Source organism: Bradyrhizobium betae, assembly GCF_004123905.1.
GTDB classification, from domain to species: domain Bacteria; phylum Pseudomonadota; class Alphaproteobacteria; order Rhizobiales; family Xanthobacteraceae; genus Bradyrhizobium; species Bradyrhizobium betae_A.
This window is the reverse complement of record NZ_MZXW01000056.1, coordinates 1-16,778: the sequence shown is the minus strand read 5'-3', so window position 1 is coordinate 16,778 and position 16,778 is coordinate 1. Positions and strand designations below refer to the sequence as shown.

Genomic DNA, 16,778 nt, shown 5'->3' with positions numbered 1-16,778 from the left:
CGTCGCTGATCCATTACCGACACCTCGTTCCAGGGCATGGACGGCCTCCCGAATCGACCAATCCAGCCCAGTTTGATGTGTCAGCTATGTCTCCGAACACCTGTCAGTGATCTGTCCGGTCTAAACACTTCGCGGGCGATGACACCGAAATTGTGGCTGAAGCACCGCGACTCCGTCTCGTGCCCTCCTACTGCTTCTTGATCAGGCTCCACTTCGTGATCACGGCTTCGCTCATCTGGCCGGGATCGCTGGCGCAGGCGACTTCGTCGACCTTGACCGAGATCGCCTTGCCGACGAACGATTTCAGCTGCGTGGCCTGCGCGTCGCTGGAGGTGACGAGCTGGAAGGTCTCAGGCCCGGTCTCGAGATTGCACAGCCCGTTCGGCGGCGGCAGCCGGCGCGGCTCGGAGGTGATCTGGTAGGTCGCGATCCGCTTCCCGGCGTTCTTGACGTCACGCACCTTCATTGTGTTCAGCTCGCCCGAGAGCACCTCGCCGGCACTGATCGGCTTGCCAGGCTTGGGCGTCGGCGGTGCCCCGTCGTCCTGCTGCGCGGCGATGGCCGGGCTCACCAGCAGCAGCATCGTCGCGGCCAAAGCCAGTCGTGTGGCGAAAAGTTTCGTCATGTCGTCCGTTCCGTAAGTCTGGATGGCTAGAACAGGGTTCGCTGCCGCATCGCGGCCGATAGCGTGCCTTCATCGAGATAATCAAGCTCGCCACCGACCGGCACACCATGGGCCAGCCGAGTTACTTTTACGTTGGCGTCCTGAAGCAGGTCGGTGATGTAATGCGCCGTGGTCTGGCCGTCGACTGTCGCATTCAGCGCAAGAATGATCTCGTGCACCTCCGCGGCGTGGGCACGCGCGACCAGCGCGTCGATGGTGAGATCCTGCGGGCCGACGCCGTCGAGCGGCGACAACGTCGCGCCCAGCACGTGATAGCGCCCCTGGGTCGCATTGGCGCGCTCCAGCGCCCAGAGATCGGCGACGTCGGCGACGACGACAATGATGGCGGGGTCACGCTTCGGATCGGTGCAAACCGTGCAGGGATTTTGCGTGTCGATGTTGCCGCAGGTCTTGCAAACCTGAACCTTGTCGAGCGCGACCTGCAAAGCCGACGTCAGCGGCGTCATCAGCGCTTCACGCTTCTTGATCAGATGCAGCGCCGCGCGTCGCGCGGAGCGCGGGCCAAGGCCCGGCAGCCGCGCGAGAAGCTGGACCAGCCGCTCGATTTCGGGACCTGCAACCGCGCCCATCTTACTGGCCGAACAGCCCCGGCGGCAGGCCGAGCCCGCCGGTGAGCGACTGCATCTTCTCCTGCATCGCCGTCTCCGCCTTGCGGCGGGCGTCGCCAAAGGCGGTGACAAGCAGGTCTTCCAGCACCTCGCGCTCTTCCGGCTTCATCAGCGAGGGATCGATCTTGACGCCCTTGACGTCCATCTTCGCGGTCATGCGCACCGCGACGAGCCCTCCGCCGGAGATGCCCTCGACTTCCACGTTGGCGAGCTGCTCCTGCATCTCCTGCATCTTGGATTGCAGCTGCGCCGCCTGCTTCATCATGCCGAGAAAGTCAGCCATGGGTGTTCGTCCTTGGAGAGATGGGCCTAAGGCGCCCTGAATCATCATCGCGCCTTAGCATCTTGTTTGCCCATGATCTTATCGGAAAACCGCTTCGCACTTTTCCGGATCATGCTCAGAGATCGTCGTCGCCGTCGGAACCGTCGGGCGGATCGTCAGTGCCATAGTCAGCGTTAATATTGGATTCCGGCGTCTCGGGGGCAAGCCTGCGGACCTCGACGACCTTGGTACCGGGGAAACGCGACAGCACCTCCTGCACGCGCGGATCGGCCTCGGCGGAGCGTGCATGTTCCTGCTTCGCCGCCTGGTTCACCGAACGCAGCGTCGGTTGTCCCTGTTCATTTGATACGATCACGGTCCAGCGGCGGCCGGTCCACTGCTCGAACTTGCGCGCGAGCTCGGAGATCATGGTCTTGGAGGCGTTCGGCTCAAGCGCGACTTCCAGCCGGCCCTCCTCGAAACGAACGAGGCGCATGTCGCCTTCGAGCGCGCCCTTGGTCATGACATCGCGCTTCTGGCTGGCCAGCGCAACGAGCTGGGTGAAGCTCGTGATGCGGAGCTGGGGGGCGGCCGCAGCTTGCGGATCCGGCGCGGGTGCCGCCATCTGCGGCCGCGCACCACCGCCGAACGCAGACGGCGACGAATTCGGCATGCGAACAGGCGCAGCAGAAGCAACCGGCGCCGCGGAGGCCATCGGGGCTGCGGGCGCGTTGCTGCGCGCAGCACCGCCGCCACCCACAACCGGCGAGCCGCCGCCGTTCTGCTCCAGCATCCTGAGCGCTTCGTCCGGCGTCGGCAAATCGGCGACATAGGCGATGCGCACCAGCACCATCTCGGCAGCCGCCGCGGGCCGCGTCGCGGCCTGCACCTCGGTGATGCCCTTGAGCAGCATCTGCCACATCCGCGCCAGCACGCGATTGGAAATCTTCGAGGCGAAATCCTTCGCCCGGACCCGCTCGGTCTCGCCATAGGCGACGTTCTCGGCGGTCGCCGGCACGAACTTCACGCGGGTGACGAAATTGACGAATTCGGCGAGGTCCGAGAGCACGACGATCGGATCGGCGCCGACATCGTACTGGTCGCGGAACTCAGTGAAGGCAGCAGCGATATCACCGCGTACCAATGAATCGAAAAGATCGATGACGCGGGTACGATCGGCGAGGCCCAGCATCTGCCTGACCGCGTCGGCTTTCACATTGCCCGCCGCATGCGCGATGGCCTGGTCGAGCAGCGACAGCGAGTCGCGCACGGAACCTTCGGCGGCGCGCGCGATGATGCCGAGCGCTTCGGGCTCGATCTCGACGCTTTCTTTCGCGGCGATATTGGCGAGATGCTTCATCAGCACGTCGGCCTCGACGCGGCGCAGGTCAAAGCGCTGGCAGCGCGACAGCACCGTGACTGGAACCTTGCGGATCTCCGTCGTGGCGAACACGAATTTGGCGTGCTCCGGCGGTTCCTCCAGCGTCTTCAGGAACGCGTTGAACGCCGCCGTCGACAGCATGTGGACTTCGTCGATGATGTAGACCTTGTAGCGGGCGCTGGCCGGCGCATAGCGCACGCTGTCGTTGATCTGGCGGACATCGTCGACGCCAGTATGCGAGGCCGCGTCCATCTCCAGCACGTCCATGTGCCGGCTTTCCATGATCGCCTGGCAATGCACGCCGAGGGTCGGCATGTGGATGGTCGGGCCCTTCACCGAGCCATCCGGCATCTCGTAGTTGAGCGCACGGGCTAAAATACGCGCAGTGGTGGTCTTGCCGACACCGCGGACGCCGGTGAGGATCCAGGCCTGCGGAATGCGCCCGGTCTCGAACGCGTTCGAGACGGTGCGGACCACGGCCTCCTGGCCGATCAGATCGTCAAAAGAGGAAGGGCGGTATTTGCGCGCCAGCACCCGGTAAGGCGCGTTGCCGGCCTGGCCGGCGCTATCAGGGTTTGGAGGGGCGCCAGCGTCGGTCATCGGTCGATCCGCAATGAAATCTCTCTCGGCCGGCGTTTGCGGAAAGGAGCGCGCAGGCGGCAGGCCCGCCGGCGCAATTCGCTCGGAAAAACAAGTAGGAGACTGACGAGCGACCCGATCCGGACCTCGTTAGGGCTGCTTCCTTCCGGACCTGACCCGGTTGGCGAGTGGCTCGTCCACCGCCAATCTCCCGGTCCCTATTTGGGGCCAAAAGGGCGGGAAAGCAAGCGGCTATCACCTTGAAGAACTTGATCTTGCCCAGCATCCGGGCAATTCCTGATCTGCCCAGCCAATAGGCTGTGCTTTCGCTCACATGGCCGCCTTGGTAAGAACGCTGCCGGAACTCCACTTCAACCAGAAAAGCGATTGATCCCAATGGTTACACGTCGTGATGTTGCATCGATTGTCGGACTTGGCGCCATTGGCGCGGTGACCGCGAGCGCGCTGGCCTCGCCGGCTGTGGCTCAGGCTGCCGATCCGAACGAATCGACCTTCGCCCGCATCCGCCGCACCAAGAAGATGCGGATCGGCGCAGTCGGCGGCGGCGCGCCCTACTACATGAAGGACCTCGCCAGCGGCCAGTGGAAAGGCTTTTACATCGACATCGCCAAGGGGCTGGCCGACGACATGGAAGCCGAGCTCGAGATCACCGAGACCACCTGGGGCAATTCGGTGCTCGATCTCCAGTCCAACAAGATCGACATCTTCTTCGGCCTGAACCCGACCCCGAAGCGCGCGCTGGTGGTCGACTTCTCGGTGCCGGTCTTCAACAACGCCTTCGGCATCCTCTGCAAGAAGGATTTCAAGCCGAAGAGCTGGGCCGAGCTGAACTCGCCCGACATCAAGATCGCGGTCGACCAGGGCTCCTCGCATGACCAGGTCGTCAGCCGCCTGACGCCGAAGGCGCAGATCTCGCGACTGAAGACCGCAGATGATGCCACTGCCGCGCTGCAGACCGGCCGCGTCGACGCGCAGTGCCTGATCACCATGCTGTCGCTGACCGTGCTGAAGAAGAATCCCTCGCTCGGCCAGTTCGTGCTGCCGACGCCGATCTTCGCGACGACGTCGAATGCCGGCTTCCGCCGCGAGAACGACAAGACCTTCCGCGACTTCGTCAACACCTGGATCGACTTCAACAAGGGCCTCGGTTTCATCCGCAACGCGATCATCACCAACATGGAGCTGGTGGGCGTGACCGAGGCGGACATTCCGCCGGGCGTTTCGCTCTAAGTGATGAGCGCCTGAAGTATCCACACCGTCATGGCCGGGCTTGTCCCGGCCATCCACGTCCTCCCCGCGGCACCAAGAACGTGGATGCCCGGGACAAGCCCGGGCATGACGACGAGTTTCTGTACGGCATCGGGTACGAGTAACGCACGCATGTATCAGTGGGACTTCGGCATCCTCTGGAGCTATCGCTGGCTCTTTCTCAACGGGCTTGGCGTCACCGTCGGCTTCACCGTGGTCATTGTGGTGCTTGGGCTGGTGTTCGGCCTGTTCGGCGCCTTCGGCAGCCTGTCGCGCTTCAAGGCGGTGCGCCTGACCGCCCTCACCTTCATCGAGGCGTTCCGCTGCACGCCGATCCTGGTGCAGCTGATCTGGTTCTACTATGCCCTGCCGATCCTCGCCGGCGTCGAGATGACGCCGATCACGGCGTCAGCTCTGGCGCTGTCGCTCTATGGCGGCTCGTTTTATTCGGAGATCATCCGCGGCGGCATCATCTCGATCGACAAGGGCCAGTCCGAAGCCGGTGCAGCGCTCGGCATGACGCCGGGCCAGAGCATGCGCCGCATCGTGCTGCCGCAGGCGATCAAGCGCATGATCCCGGCGCTGATGAACCAGTCGATCATCCAGTTCAAGAACACCTCGCTGGTCTCGGTGCTGGCAGTGCCCGATCTGGTCTATCAGAGCCAAGTCGCCGCCCATGACAGCTACCGGCCGCTGGAAACCTACACCGCGGTTGCGGTCGCCTATGCGGCGATCCTGATTCCGCTCACCATCATCGTCCGCCGCGGCGAGAAACGACTGGCGGTCAGCGAATGAGCGAGACGTCAAAAATCGAGATTCGGGCCTTGCGCAAGAGCTTTGGCAGCAACGAGGTTTTGAAGAGCATCAGCCTCGACGTCGCCAAGGGCGGCGTCGTCGCGCTGATCGGCCCATCCGGCTCGGGCAAGTCGACACTGCTCCGCTGCATCAATCTGCTGGTCGTGCCCGACGGCGGCAGCGTCCGTGTCGGCGACACAAGCTTTGCGTTCGGCGACGGTTCGAAGTTGCCAGGTGTGAAGACACTGGCAAGATTCCGCGCCACCACCGGTATGGTGTTCCAGCATTTCAATCTGTTCCCGCACATGACGACGCTCCAGAACGTGATGGAAGGTCCGGTCACGGTGCGGCGCATGGCCAAGGCGGACGCCGAGAAGCTCGCCCGCGCACAGCTCGCCAAGGTCGGCCTTGCCGAGAAGGCCGACCAATATCCGGCAACGCTGTCCGGCGGACAGAAGCAGCGCGTCGCGATTGCGCGTGCGCTGGCGATGGAGCCTGATGTGATGCTGTTCGACGAGGCAACGTCCGCGCTCGATCCCGAGTTGGTCGGCGAGGTGCTGAACGTGATCCAGCAGCTGGCATCCGAGGGCATGACCATGGTGATCGTGACGCACGAGATCGCCTTCGCGCGCGAGGTCGCCGACCGCCTCATCTTCATGCGCGACGGAATCGTCGTCGAGGAAGGCCCGGCGCGGCAGGTGATCGACAACCCACAGGAAGCCGCGACGCGTGCCTTCCTCAGCCATTTCCACCGCACCGGCGCGCTGCCGCCGGCCAATGCAGTATCCTGATGCCTGATATCGACCGCGTTTATCTCGTCACCGGTGCCGCCAGCGGCATCGGTCGCGCCACCGCAAAACTGCTCGCAGCGCCCGGCACCGCGCTGCTGCTCCACACCCGCTCGAACGCGGAAGGCCTCAACGCCACCGCCGCGGAAGCCGAAGCGAAAGGTGCAGACGTCGCAAAGTGCCTCGGCGATCTCGCCGATGAGCGAGCGGCCACCGAAGCCATCGCCGCCGCGCAAAGTGCCTTCGGCCGACTCGACGGATTGGTTCTCGTGGGTGGCCATGCCCGCCGCGGCAGCGCCATCGGCACGCCGGCGGATCAGTTCCGGCAGGCGATGGATGAATCGGCGCTCGCGTTCACGCGGCTTGTCGATGCCGCGCTTCCCTTACTGCGTGCGGGGCAAGACGGGCGGATCGTCGCGGTATCTTCATTCGTAGCACACGCGATCCGCCCCGAATTCGCACCGTTCGCCGCGACGGCCGCGAGCCGCTCCGCGCTGGAAGCGCTGGTGCGGCTCACCGCGGTCGAGCTCGCGAAAGACGGCATCACCGTCAATGCGGTTTCGCCGGGGCTCATCATCAAGGACAAGCCGAGCGAGAGCCGGCTGTCGCCCGAGCAGATCGCTGCGACCGAAGCGCTGATCCCGATGCGCCGCCGCGGGCGGCCGGAGGAAGTTGCCGAGATCATCGCCTTCCTGGCATCCCGAAAAGCATCTTACGTCACCGGCCAGGTCTGGCACGTCGATGGAGGCCTGACATGACCGAAGCGACCGTCGAACGCATCAGGCTGTTCCTGATCGAGAGCCCGATCAAGATGGCGCGCCTGCAGGGCGTCGGCAACGTCAAGGGCACGGTGAAGCGCGTGCTGATCGAGCTGACCTCGAGCGACGGCGTGATCGGCTGGGGCGAAGCCGCGCCGTGGGAGGTCTTTACGGGAACGCCGGAAGCGGCGTTCTCCGCGCTTGATATCTATCTGCGGCCGATTGTGCTCGGCAAACCCGTGCGTCGCATCCGCGCGCTGATGGCGGAGCTCGACCGCGTGCTGGTCGGACATGCCGAGGCCAAGGTCGGAATCGAGATGGCGCTGCTCGACAGCGTCGGCAAAGCGTCAGGATTGTCGGTCGCTGACCTGCTCGGCGGCCGCGTGCGCGACACCATTCCGCTGTCGTTCTCGATCGCCGATCCGGATTTTTCCGCCGATCTCGAACGCATGCGGAAAATGGTTCCGGAAGGCAATGTCATCTACAAGGTCAAGACCGGCGTAAAACCGCATCGCGAGGACCTCGACCATCTCGAAGCGATCCGCAAGGAATTCGGCGAAAAGGTCGATCTGCGCGTCGACTACAACCAGGCATTGGCGCCGTTCGGCGCCATCAAGATGTTGCGCGATGTCGAACAGTTCGCGCCGACCTTCATCGAGCAGCCGGTGCCACGCAAGTTTCTCGACGTGATGGCGCAGCTCACGGCGGCGCTGGAAACGCCTGTTCTCGCTGACGAAAGCTGTTTTGACCGCCGCGACATGATGGAGGTGGTGCGCCGCGAGGCGGCTGACGCCGTCTCGATCAAATTGATGAAGGCCGGCGGCCTGTTCGAGGCGCAGGCGATCATGGCGATCGCCGACATCGCCGGCCTGCCCGGCTATGGCGGCACGCTGTGGGAAGGCGGCATCGGGCTTGCCGCCGGCACGCAGCTGATCGCGGCGACGCCGGGCATCTCGCTCGGCTGCGAATTTTACATGCCGCACCACGTGCTGACCGAGGACGTGCTGGAAGAGCGCGTCGCCAACCGCGCCGGGCATGTGGTGGTGCCGGATGGTCCGGGGCTCGGGATCCGCGTCAGCGAAGCCTCAGTCCGCGCCAATGCGCGCGTGATCGTAGAGGCGTAAGGCAGCCACCAGCACTGCCACAAATTCGGTCGTCGTCCCGGGGCGTGCGAAGCGCGAGCCCGGGACGACAGCGGAGCATGCCGCCCCCGCGGTCCCCAACCTTCCCCTACCGGAATCCCTATCGTATGGTCCCGCCAAACACGCCCGCCCCATCGGGCCATCCGGAAACGCATATGTCTGATCCCGCCTGGTCGCTGCACTCCCGCCTGAAAGAGGACACCATCGACATCGGCGATCTGCCGCTGTCGAAGGTGCTGGTCATCAAGGACGCGCATTATCCCTGGCTGCTGCTGGTGCCGCGGCGCGCCGACGCCGTCGAGATCATCGATCTCGACGAAGTCCAGCAGGCGCAGCTCATGACCGAGATCTCCCGCGTCTCGCGCGCGCTGAAGGAGATCACCAAATGCGACAAGCTCAATATCGCGGCGCTCGGCAACCTCGTGCCGCAGCTTCACGTCCACATCATCGCGCGCCGCACCGGTGACGCTGCCTGGCCGCGGCCGGTGTGGGGCGTGATGCAGCCTCTCGCGCATGACGCCACTGAAGTTCAGAATTTCATCAGCGCACTTCGCCGAAAAATCTGGCTGGGTTGAAAGAGCAAGACATGTCAGCATTCGCCTCGTTTCCGCTGGGACAGCCGGCCTTCGTCACCAACGTCCTCGACCGCGCCGCGCATCTGCGCCGCGACGATGAAAAGCTGTTCGCGATGGAGCAGAAGCCGTCCTCGCGCGCCTATGTCGTCTATCGCGACTCGCTGCTGGTGAAACGCGATGGCGAGAAGACGCGCGCGCTGCTCTCGATCGACGAAGCGACGAGGTGCGGCGCCAATCCCGGCACGATTTTTTTAGGGCTGCGCGATGGCGCGGCAATATTCGGCATGGGCCTGCCGCAAGCGGCCGCCGAAAAGCTGATAGGCCGCGAGGACTACACCGTCACCGAGCTGCGCGGCATGGCGATGCAGGGTGCGATCCCGCCGGAAGAGCTCTCGGCGATCGCGATGGCGAAGTCGATGGTGGGCTGGCATCAGCGCCACGGCTATTGCGCCAATTGCGGCGCGCGCAGCGGGATGAAGGAAGGCGGCTGGAAGCGCGAATGCCCCAGTTGCAAGGCCGAGCATTTTCCACGCACCGATCCAGTCGTGATCATGCACGTCGCCTCCGGCGAGAAGTGCCTGCTCGGCCGTCAGAAGCAGTTTCCGCCGGGCATGTATTCCTGCCTCGCCGGCTTCGTCGAGGCCGCCGAGACCATCGAGGACGCGGTGCGCCGCGAGATCCTCGAGGAGTCCGGCATCCGTTGCACCGACGTGCAGTATTACATGACCCAGCCGTGGCCCTATCCGTCGTCGCTGATGATCGGCTGCAGCGCGCGGGCCGTGAGCGAGGACATCGTCGTCGACCATTCCGAGCTCGAGGACGCGCGCTGGTTCACCCGCGAGGAGGCAGCGCTGATGCTGACGCGGACGCATCCGGACGGGCTCGCCGGCCCGCATCCGTTCGCGATCGCCCATCATCTGCTCGGCCGCTGGGTGCACGACAAGAGCTGAGACCGCCGATGGCTGCATCAGGGATCGCGCCGCGCATCCTCTGCATCGGCATTCCCGTGCGCGACCTGACCTTTCGTGTCGAAGCCGTGCCCGCGCGCGGCAGCAAGGCCAATGCCACGCACCTTGCCGAGATCTGCGGCGGCAACGCGCTCAATGCTGCGATTGCCATTGCACGGCTCGGCGGCCGCGTCGCGTTCGCAGGGCCGATGGGCGACGCGCGGGAACCGTCGAGCGGTTTTATTCTCGATCGCATGACCGCTGAGGGCATCGAGACCACGCATATCGTGCGTATGCCCGGCTTGACCACGCCGGTCTCGGCGATCCTGATCGACGTAACAGGCGAACGGACGCTGACCATCTATCGCGATCCTGCTCTGTGGACCGTGAAGCTGTCCGACGCCGGCGAGTTGCTTGCCGATTGTCAGGCGGTTCTCGTCGAGAGCCGCTGCGCATCGTTCTGCGTGGAGCTCTGCACTGAGGCGCGCCTGCGCGGCATTCCCGTCATCGTCGGCGTCGATCGCGTGATGTCGTTGCAGGATGGCTTGCTCACGGCCGCCTCGCATCTGCTGTTCGCCAGCGAACAGGTGCAGGAGACGGCCGGCGTCGCCGATGACGGCGAGGCCTTGAAGCACCTGGCCAAGCTAACACCGGCCTTCCTCGCCGCCACCCGCGGCCCGCGCGGCACGATCTGGCTAGACGAGGCAGGCGGGCTGGAGGAGACACCGGCCTTCCCGATTCAGGCGGTCGATACGCTCGGCGCCGGCGATGTCTTCCATGGCGCCGTCACGCTTCGCCTCGCCGAAGGCGCGGGAGCGCGGGAGGCGCTGCGATTCGCCGCGGCCACCGCAGCGCTGAAATGCACCCGCCATGGCGGCGGTCTCGCCGCCCCGCAACGCGTTGAAGTTACTGAGTTTTTACGAGGGCAGGTCTAGAGCGATTCCATCGACAAGCCGAGATTATAGGCTTGCTGTGGAAAGATTTTCTCTATATCAGGGAAATAAGCCCCTTAAATGGAACAAAGTTCTTCAAATGACTGACCTCGCTGTCCAGATCCCCGAGACCAGCCGCCGCCTCGACGCCATCGATCGCAAGATCCTGATGGTACTCCAGGACGATGCCTCCCTGTCCGTCGCCGAGATCGGCGACCGCGTCGGCCTGTCCTCGACCCCCTGCTGGAAGCGAATCCAGCGCCTGGAGGCCGACGGCGTGATCATCAAGCGGGTCGCCCTGGTCGACCAGAACAAGATCGGCCTCGGCATTTCCGTGTTCGTCTCGGTCGAGAGCGCCGATCACTCGGACGCCTGGCTGAAGAGGTTCGCCGAAGCCGTCAGCGCCATGCCGGAGGTGATGGAGTTCTACCGCATGGCCGGCGACGTCGACTACATGCTGCGCGTCGTGGTCGCGGACATGCAGGCCTACGACATCTTCTACAAGAAGCTGATCAGCGCTGTGCCGCTGAAGAACGTCACCTCGCGCTTCGCGATGGAGAAGATCAAGTCGGTCACCGCACTGCCGATCCCGGCGGTGGTGGCGGCGTAGCTTTCACCACACGAAAGCTGTCATCGTCCGCGAAGGCGGACGATCCGGTATTCCGTGACGCCGGCGATTGAATCCAGAAGCCGCGGCGTACTGGATGCCCCGGTCAAGCCGGGGCATGACAGTGGAGAGGAAGGCGTGGATCATGCCCTCCTCAAATCACCTCAGATCGTCTGATTGTACGCGCCGACTTCGGGATGGGTGCGGAGCACGCTGTTCACCATCTCGAACATGTCGTGCATGCGCTGCTCGGAAACCGGGCTCTCGACCACGACGACGAGCTCCGGCTTGTTGGAGGAGGCGCGCACCAGGCCCCAGCTGCCGTCCTCGACCGTGACGCGCACGCCGTTGACGGTGACGAGATCGCGGATCGCCTGTCCGCCGATCTTCGCGCCCTTCGCCTGCAGTCCCTCGAAGTGCTTTACGACCTGATCGATGACCCCATACTTGGTCTCGTCGGCGCAATGCGGCGACATGGTCGGCGACGACCAGGTCTTTGGCAGCGCGTTCTTGAGATCTGCCATCGACTTGCCCGGCGCGCGGTCGAGCATGTCGCAGATCGCGAGCGCCGACACCAGACCGTCGTCATAGCCGCGGCCGTACGGCTTGTTGAAGAAGAAATGGCCGGACTTCTCGAAGCCCGCGAGCGCACCCGTCTCGTGGGTACGGCGCTTCATGTAGGAATGGCCGGTCTTCCAATAGGCGACCTTGGCGCCTTGCTTCTGCAACACGGGATCAGTGACGAACAGGCCGGTTGACTTCACGTCGACGATGAACTGCGCGTCGTTGTGGATCGCCGACATATCGCGCGCCAGCATGACGCCGACCTTGTCGGCAAAGATCTCCTCGCCGGTATTGTCGACGACGCCGCAGCGATCGCCGTCACCGTCGAAGCCGAGGCCGACATCGGCCTTGTGATGCAGCACCGCGTCGCGGATCGCGTGCAGCATCTCCATGTCTTCCGGATTCGGATTGTATTTCGGGAAGGTATGATCGAGCTCGGTGTCGAGCGGGATCACCTCGCAGCCGATCGCCTCCAGCACCTGCGGCGCGAACGCGCCAGCAGTGCCGTTGCCGCAGGCCGCGACGACCTTGAGCTTGCGCGTCAGCTTCGGACGGCCAGTGAGATCGGCGATGTAGCGCGCGGGATAATTCTCGTGGAACTGGTAGGAGCCGCCGGCCTTGTTCTTGAAATCGGCGTTGAGCACGATCTCCTTCAGCCGCGTCATCTCGTCGGGGCCGAAGGTCAGCGGACGGTTGGCGCCCATCTTGACGCCGGTCCAGCCATTGTCGTTGTGCGAGGCCGTGACCATGGCGCAGCAGGGCACGTCGAGATCGAACTGCGCGAAATAGGCCATCGGCGTCACCGCGAGCCCGATGTCGTGCACCTTGCAGCCCGCCGCCATCAGGCCGGAGATCAGCGCGTACTTGATCGAGGCCGAATAGCCACGGAAATCGTGGCCGGTGACGATCTCCTGCTTGACGCCGAGCTCGGCGATCAGCGCGCCCAGCCCCATGCCGAGCGCCTGGATCCCCATCAGGTTGATTTCCTTCTGGAACAACCAGCGCGCGTCGTACTCGCGAAAACCCGTGGCCTTCACCATCGGCTCGGATTCGAAGGCGTAAGTGTTGGGCAACAAGACGGATTTCGGCTTGGGAAACATTGAGACGGTCTCGTGAAAAGGGCGGGAATTGATGCAGCCTTAGCGAATGCCGGGCCGCAGCGGAAGGCGGGATTGGCGCCTTATGGATGATAATTGCGGCAGTTTGGTAACGGGGCAATCTGACCGCGAGAGCGGTCGAAACAGAGACGATTTTTGAAATATACGGTCGCAGGAGCCTTTGGGAGACCCTTACTGCTCCAGCACCATCAGGCCGTTGGCGTACTCAAAACGCTTGAGGCGGGACAGGAAGGAGAGGCCGAGCAGGTTCTCGGACAGCGCCTCGTCCGGCAGCACCATGGCATCGACGTCGCGCACCACGAGGCCGCCGACATCCAGCATGGCGATGCGGGTGCGCGCGGCCTTGATGGTGCCGTTGGCGGTGGAGACGGTGGCATTGTAGTCGCCGCGCGAGGGACGGAGGCCAAAGCGGGCGGCCGAGGTCTCGTTCAGCGCCACCACGGAGGCGCCGGTGTCGATCATGAAGCCGATGCGCTGGCCGTCGACCCGTCCCTCGGTCTGGAAATGGCCGCGGCCGTCGCGGGGGATGTTGATGCTGCGGCCGCCGGCCGGGGCGGTGGTCGCGACCGCCACCGTCGTGCGCGGGACTGATGTGGCGGAGGCGGAGCTCATCTTGTCCGCCATCTGCGCCATGAAGGTGCCGAGGCCGATCATGACGGCCGCGATGATCACAATGTTACGCATCACACCACTTCCGAGCCGGAAAGCTCGATTTCATCACGCGACACGCCGATCCGCGAGCGACGCTGCGGCCGGGCCGGTGTCATTTTGACGAAAAGGATGAGCGAACGGTTAATGCGGCTTCAGGTCCCGCGCGGCTTGACCCGCCGGGTCGGCAGCGCGCTTGCCGGATCCTCCGGCCAGGGATGGCGCGGGTAGCGTCCGCGCAGGTCGGAGCGCACGGCCGCGTAACTGCCGCGCCAAAAACCGGGCAGATCGCGGGTCACCTGCACCGGGCGCTGCGCCGGCGACAGCAATTCCAGCACCAGCGGCACCTTGCCGGCCGCAATCGACGGATGGGTGTTGAGGCCGAACAATTCCTGGAGCCGCACGGCGATGGTCGGCCCCTGCTCGGCCTCGTAGTCGATCGCGAGCACGCTTCCAGTCGGCGCCTCGAAATGCGTCGGCGCCTCGCGATCGAGCCGTGCCCGCATCTCCCAGGGCAACAGCACCATCAGCGCGTCGGAGAGATCGCCGGGGGAAATGTCCCTCAGCGCGATCTTGTCGTACAGCGCGGGCACCAGCCAATCGTCGCGCCGCGCGATCAATCCTTCGTCGGTAAGGTCAGGCCAGCTGTCGCCTTCGGCCTTGCGCAGGAACATCACGCGGTCGCGCCATTGCTTGGCGGCCTTTGACCAAGGCAGCCGGTCGAGGCCCGCGGCGATCAGCCCATCGGCGAAGATGCGCGCGGTTTCTTCCGAAGGCGACACGGCCAATGTCGCCTCCGATAGCGTGATCGCATGCAGCGCGCGCTTGCGCCTTGCGCGCAGCGTCATTGAGCCACGATCGAACGAGATCTCGTCGACCGCCTCGATATGCTCGGCGAAGTGCCGCTCGATCTCGTCCTGCGTGATTTGCGCCGCGAGGAGAATACGTCCGCTCGCGGCCGTGCCCGTCATTTCGCCGATCGCGATATAGGGCGCGCGGGCGAGCGCGGAGGTCTGCTCAACGGCCGCGCCGCGACCGTTGGCGAGCACAAAGCTGCCATTGCCGCGATTGCGCGCGACGCGGTCGGGGAAGGCGTAGGCGAGCATCAGGCCGGCGGAGAGATCGTCCTGCTGCCCCGCCTTCTCCGAGGCCGCCACCTGCGAGGCCCAGCGCCGCGCCAGATCGCGGGCGCTCGCGGCGCGCGGCGAACGATCGCGGCGGAACTGGTCGCGGCGGTGTTCGAGGTCGGCGCTGTCGCCGCCGAGCCCGCGTTCGGTGAGGATGGCCGCGATCTCGGCGGCGGCTTCACCCTCGCCGGCGCGATGCGAATCCACGATCATGCGCGCCAGCCGCGGCGGCAGTGCCAGCGCGCGCAGGCTCTTGCCCTCCGCGGTGATGCGGCCGTCGCCATCGAGCGCATTGAGCTCGGACAGCAGACTTTTGGCTTCCTTCCAGGCCGGCTGTGGCGGCGGATCGAGGAACGACAGCGCGGCGGGATCGGCGACGCCCCATTGCGCAAGATCGAGCACCAGCGAGGACAGATCGGCGCTGAGGATTTCCGGCTGGGTGTAAGGCGCAAGCGAGGCCGTCTGCGGCTCATCCCAGAGCCGGTAGCACACGCCGGGCTCAGTGCGGCCGGCGCGGCCACGGCGCTGGTCCACCTGCGCGCGCGCGGCGCGCACGGTCTTGAGCCGCGTCAGGCCGATATCCGGCTCATAGCGCGGCACGCGGGCGAGACCGGAATCGACGACGATACGCACCCCTTCGATGGTGAGCGAGGTCTCGGCGATCGAGGTCGCCAGCACCACCTTGCGCATGCCTTTGGGCGCGGGCGAGATGGCGCGATCCTGCACGGCGGCATCGAGCGCGCCGAACAGCGGCACGATCTCGATGCTCGCATCCTGCACGCGTTCGCTGAGAAAATTCTGGGTGCGGCGGATTTCGGCGGCACCCGGCAGGAATGCCAGCACCGAGCCGCTATCGGCGCGTAGCGCGGATGCAATCGCATCCGCCATCTGCCGCTCGATGGGCGCATCCGCCTTGCGGCCGAGATAGCGCGTCTCGACCGGAAAGGCGCGGCCCTCGCTTGCGACGACAGGCGCGTCACCCAGCAGTTTTCCGACGCGGGCGCCGTCGAGGGTCGCCGACATCACGAGGATGCGGAGATCCTCGCGCAGGCCGAGTTGCGCGTCGCGCGCCAGCGCCAGGCCCATATCGGCATCGAGCGAGCGCTCGTGGAATTCGTCGAACAGGATCGCGGCAATGCCTGACAGTTCGGGATCATCGAGGATCTGCCGGGTGAAGATGCCTTCAGTCACCACTTCGATGCGTGTCGCGCGCGAGATTTTGGAGCCGAAACGAACGCGGTAGCCGACGGTTTCGCCGGCCCGCTCGCCAAGCGACTTGGCCATCCGATCGGCGCTGGCACGTGCCGCGATGCGCCGCGGCTCCAGCACGATGATCTTCTTGCCTTTGGCCCAGGGCGCATCGAGCAGCGCCAGCGGCACCCGCGTGGTCTTGCCGGCACCCGGCGGCGCCACCAGCACGGCGGCGTTATGCGCCTCCAGCGTGCGCGACAAATCGTCGAGCACGGCGTCGATCGGGAGGGGCGTGTCGAAGCTGCGGGGCAAAGGCTCTATCCGTTCGTCATGCCCGGCCAAAAGCGCAAAGCGCGTCTTCGCACAAAAGTGCCGGGCATTCACGTCTTGTGACTAGAAAACAGACGTGAATGGCCGGGACAAGCCCGGCCATGACGGAATTATGCGTGATGGTGGATCGTCAGCCCTGCGCCGGCGGGCGACCGACGCTCTCATAGGTGAAGCCGGCGGCAGCCATGTCCTGGGGGCTGAAGATGTTGCGGAGATCGACGACGACGGGCTGCGCCATGGTCGCCTTCAACCGATCGAGATCGAGGCCGCGGAACTGCGTCCACTCGGTAACAACGACGACCGCATCGGCACCTTCCGCGCAGGAATAGGCGTCCTCGCAATAGGTGATGTTGGGCAACTCACTCTTGGCCTGCTCCATGCCGACGGGATCGAACGCTTTCACCTTCGCGCCCATGTCGATCAGGCCGGTGACGAGAGGGATCGACGGCGCGTCGCGCATGTCGTCGGTATC

The 16,778-nt window shown here is 65.0% G+C and carries 17 protein-coding genes and 1 other RNA gene; 9 read left to right on the top strand and 9 right to left on the bottom strand.

The features are described from left to right. Positions 1–187: 187 nt before the first annotated feature. The 5 genes from B5V03_RS40510 to ffs all read right to left on the bottom strand — a co-directional run bounded on the left by B5V03_RS40510 (position 188) and on the right by ffs (position 3,727). Positions 188–625, bottom strand: coding sequence for a hypothetical protein (locus tag B5V03_RS40510; RefSeq protein ID WP_129276002.1), 438 nt, complete (start codon positions 623–625; stop codon positions 188–190). Between the two features lie 26 nt (positions 626–651). After that, entirely contained in the window at positions 652–1,254 is a 603-nt protein-coding gene (gene recR / locus B5V03_RS40505; protein WP_129276001.1) for a recombination mediator RecR, read from the bottom strand. A 1-nt stretch (position 1,255) separates the two neighbouring features. After that, positions 1,256–1,576, bottom strand: coding sequence for a YbaB/EbfC family nucleoid-associated protein (locus tag B5V03_RS40500; RefSeq protein WP_129276000.1), 321 nt, complete (start codon positions 1,574–1,576; stop codon positions 1,256–1,258). Between the two features lie 115 nt (positions 1,577–1,691). Further along, entirely contained in the window at positions 1,692–3,536 is a 1,845-nt protein-coding gene (locus tag B5V03_RS40495) for a DNA polymerase III subunit gamma/tau (RefSeq protein ID WP_129275999.1), read from the bottom strand. 94 nt (positions 3,537–3,630) lie between these two features. After that, positions 3,631–3,727: signal recognition particle sRNA small type (gene ffs, locus B5V03_RS40490), an RNA gene on the bottom strand. Positions 3,728–3,911: 184 nt separating this feature from the next. Here ffs and B5V03_RS40485 point away from each other — a divergent pair. The 9 genes from B5V03_RS40485 to B5V03_RS40445 all read left to right on the top strand — a co-directional run bounded on the left by B5V03_RS40485 (position 3,912) and on the right by B5V03_RS40445 (position 11,331). Next, positions 3,912–4,766, top strand: coding sequence for a transporter substrate-binding domain-containing protein (locus B5V03_RS40485; protein ID WP_129275998.1), 855 nt, complete (start codon positions 3,912–3,914; stop codon positions 4,764–4,766). Positions 4,767–4,916: 150 nt separating this feature from the next. After that, the gene (locus tag B5V03_RS40480) at positions 4,917–5,579 is read left to right on the top strand and encodes an amino acid ABC transporter permease (RefSeq protein WP_129275997.1); all 663 of its coding nucleotides are present in this window, start codon (positions 4,917–4,919) and stop codon (positions 5,577–5,579) included. Then, positions 5,576–6,370 (top strand): amino acid ABC transporter ATP-binding protein, encoded by a 795-nt coding sequence (locus B5V03_RS40475; RefSeq protein WP_129275996.1) that lies wholly within the window; start codon positions 5,576–5,578, stop codon positions 6,368–6,370. Before B5V03_RS40480 ends, B5V03_RS40475 begins: the two co-directional genes overlap by 4 nt. Next, a complete protein-coding gene (locus B5V03_RS40470) occupies positions 6,370–7,125 on the top strand; it encodes an SDR family NAD(P)-dependent oxidoreductase (protein WP_129275995.1) in 756 nt (251 codons plus the stop codon). Before B5V03_RS40475 ends, B5V03_RS40470 begins: the two co-directional genes overlap by 1 nt. Beyond that, positions 7,122–8,249 carry a muconate cycloisomerase family protein gene (locus B5V03_RS40465; RefSeq protein ID WP_129275994.1) on the top strand — a complete coding sequence of 376 codons (1,128 nt, stop codon included), beginning with the start codon at positions 7,122–7,124 and terminating at the stop codon, positions 8,247–8,249. Before B5V03_RS40470 ends, B5V03_RS40465 begins: the two co-directional genes overlap by 4 nt. Before the next feature lie 173 nt (positions 8,250–8,422). Beyond that, on the top strand, positions 8,423–8,842 hold the full coding sequence (locus tag B5V03_RS40460; protein WP_129275993.1) for an HIT domain-containing protein: 420 nt from the start codon (positions 8,423–8,425) through the stop codon (positions 8,840–8,842). A gap of 11 nt (positions 8,843–8,853) precedes the next feature. Further along, on the top strand, positions 8,854–9,792 hold the full coding sequence (gene nudC / locus B5V03_RS40455) for an NAD(+) diphosphatase (protein ID WP_129275992.1): 939 nt from the start codon (positions 8,854–8,856) through the stop codon (positions 9,790–9,792). Positions 9,793–9,800: 8 nt separating this feature from the next. Next, on the top strand, positions 9,801–10,724 hold the full coding sequence (locus tag B5V03_RS40450) for a sugar kinase (protein WP_129275991.1): 924 nt from the start codon (positions 9,801–9,803) through the stop codon (positions 10,722–10,724). 97 nt (positions 10,725–10,821) lie between these two features. Further along, positions 10,822–11,331: an Lrp/AsnC family transcriptional regulator gene (locus B5V03_RS40445; protein ID WP_129275990.1), complete on the top strand. Its 510-nt coding sequence runs from the start codon at positions 10,822–10,824 to the stop codon at positions 11,329–11,331. A gap of 161 nt (positions 11,332–11,492) precedes the next feature. Here B5V03_RS40445 and B5V03_RS40440 read toward each other — a convergent pair whose 3' ends face one another. The 4 genes from B5V03_RS40440 to B5V03_RS40425 form a co-directional block, all read right to left on the bottom strand. Further along, positions 11,493–12,992 carry a phosphomannomutase/phosphoglucomutase gene (locus B5V03_RS40440; RefSeq protein ID WP_129275989.1) on the bottom strand — a complete coding sequence of 500 codons (1,500 nt, stop codon included), beginning with the start codon at positions 12,990–12,992 and terminating at the stop codon, positions 11,493–11,495. A 189-nt stretch (positions 12,993–13,181) separates the two neighbouring features. Continuing rightward, on the bottom strand, positions 13,182–13,694 hold the full coding sequence (locus tag B5V03_RS40435) for a TIGR02281 family clan AA aspartic protease (RefSeq protein WP_164988642.1): 513 nt from the start codon (positions 13,692–13,694) through the stop codon (positions 13,182–13,184). Between the two features lie 119 nt (positions 13,695–13,813). Continuing rightward, positions 13,814–16,288, bottom strand: a complete 2,475-nt coding sequence (gene hrpB / locus B5V03_RS40430; protein ID WP_164988641.1) for an ATP-dependent helicase HrpB — start codon at positions 16,286–16,288, stop codon at positions 13,814–13,816. A gap of 148 nt (positions 16,289–16,436) precedes the next feature. Beyond that, positions 16,437–16,778: UDP binding domain-containing protein (locus tag B5V03_RS40425; protein WP_283811589.1), on the bottom strand; the 342-nt coding region annotated here is incomplete at its 5' end.

What these genes read in the sequence shown, in the direction of transcription:
- B5V03_RS40475 (WP_129275996.1), top strand. Translation starts at nt 5,576, where the DNA reads ATGAGCGAGACGTCAAAAATCGAGATTCGGGCCTTGCGCAAGAGCTTT.
- B5V03_RS40435 (WP_164988642.1), bottom strand. Translation starts at nt 13,694, where the DNA reads ATGCGTAACATTGTGATCATCGCGGCCGTCATGATCGGCCTCGGCACC.
- B5V03_RS40485 (WP_129275998.1), top strand. Translation starts at nt 3,912, where the DNA reads ATGGTTACACGTCGTGATGTTGCATCGATTGTCGGACTTGGCGCCATT.
- B5V03_RS40470 (WP_129275995.1), top strand. Translation starts at nt 6,370, where the DNA reads ATGCCTGATATCGACCGCGTTTATCTCGTCACCGGTGCCGCCAGCGGC.
- B5V03_RS40450 (WP_129275991.1), top strand. Translation starts at nt 9,801, where the DNA reads ATGGCTGCATCAGGGATCGCGCCGCGCATCCTCTGCATCGGCATTCCC.
- B5V03_RS40440 (WP_129275989.1), bottom strand. Translation starts at nt 12,992, where the DNA reads ATGTTTCCCAAGCCGAAATCCGTCTTGTTGCCCAACACTTACGCCTTC.
- B5V03_RS40445 (WP_129275990.1), top strand. Translation starts at nt 10,822, where the DNA reads ATGACTGACCTCGCTGTCCAGATCCCCGAGACCAGCCGCCGCCTCGAC.
- recR (WP_129276001.1), bottom strand. Translation starts at nt 1,254, where the DNA reads ATGGGCGCGGTTGCAGGTCCCGAAATCGAGCGGCTGGTCCAGCTTCTC.
- B5V03_RS40465 (WP_129275994.1), top strand. Translation starts at nt 7,122, where the DNA reads ATGACCGAAGCGACCGTCGAACGCATCAGGCTGTTCCTGATCGAGAGC.
- B5V03_RS40495 (WP_129275999.1), bottom strand. Translation starts at nt 3,536, where the DNA reads ATGACCGACGCTGGCGCCCCTCCAAACCCTGATAGCGCCGGCCAGGCC.
- B5V03_RS40500 (WP_129276000.1), bottom strand. Translation starts at nt 1,576, where the DNA reads ATGGCTGACTTTCTCGGCATGATGAAGCAGGCGGCGCAGCTGCAATCC.
- nudC (WP_129275992.1), top strand. Translation starts at nt 8,854, where the DNA reads ATGTCAGCATTCGCCTCGTTTCCGCTGGGACAGCCGGCCTTCGTCACC.
- B5V03_RS40510 (WP_129276002.1), bottom strand. Translation starts at nt 625, where the DNA reads ATGACGAAACTTTTCGCCACACGACTGGCTTTGGCCGCGACGATGCTG.
- B5V03_RS40480 (WP_129275997.1), top strand. Translation starts at nt 4,917, where the DNA reads ATGTATCAGTGGGACTTCGGCATCCTCTGGAGCTATCGCTGGCTCTTT.
- B5V03_RS40460 (WP_129275993.1), top strand. Translation starts at nt 8,423, where the DNA reads ATGTCTGATCCCGCCTGGTCGCTGCACTCCCGCCTGAAAGAGGACACC.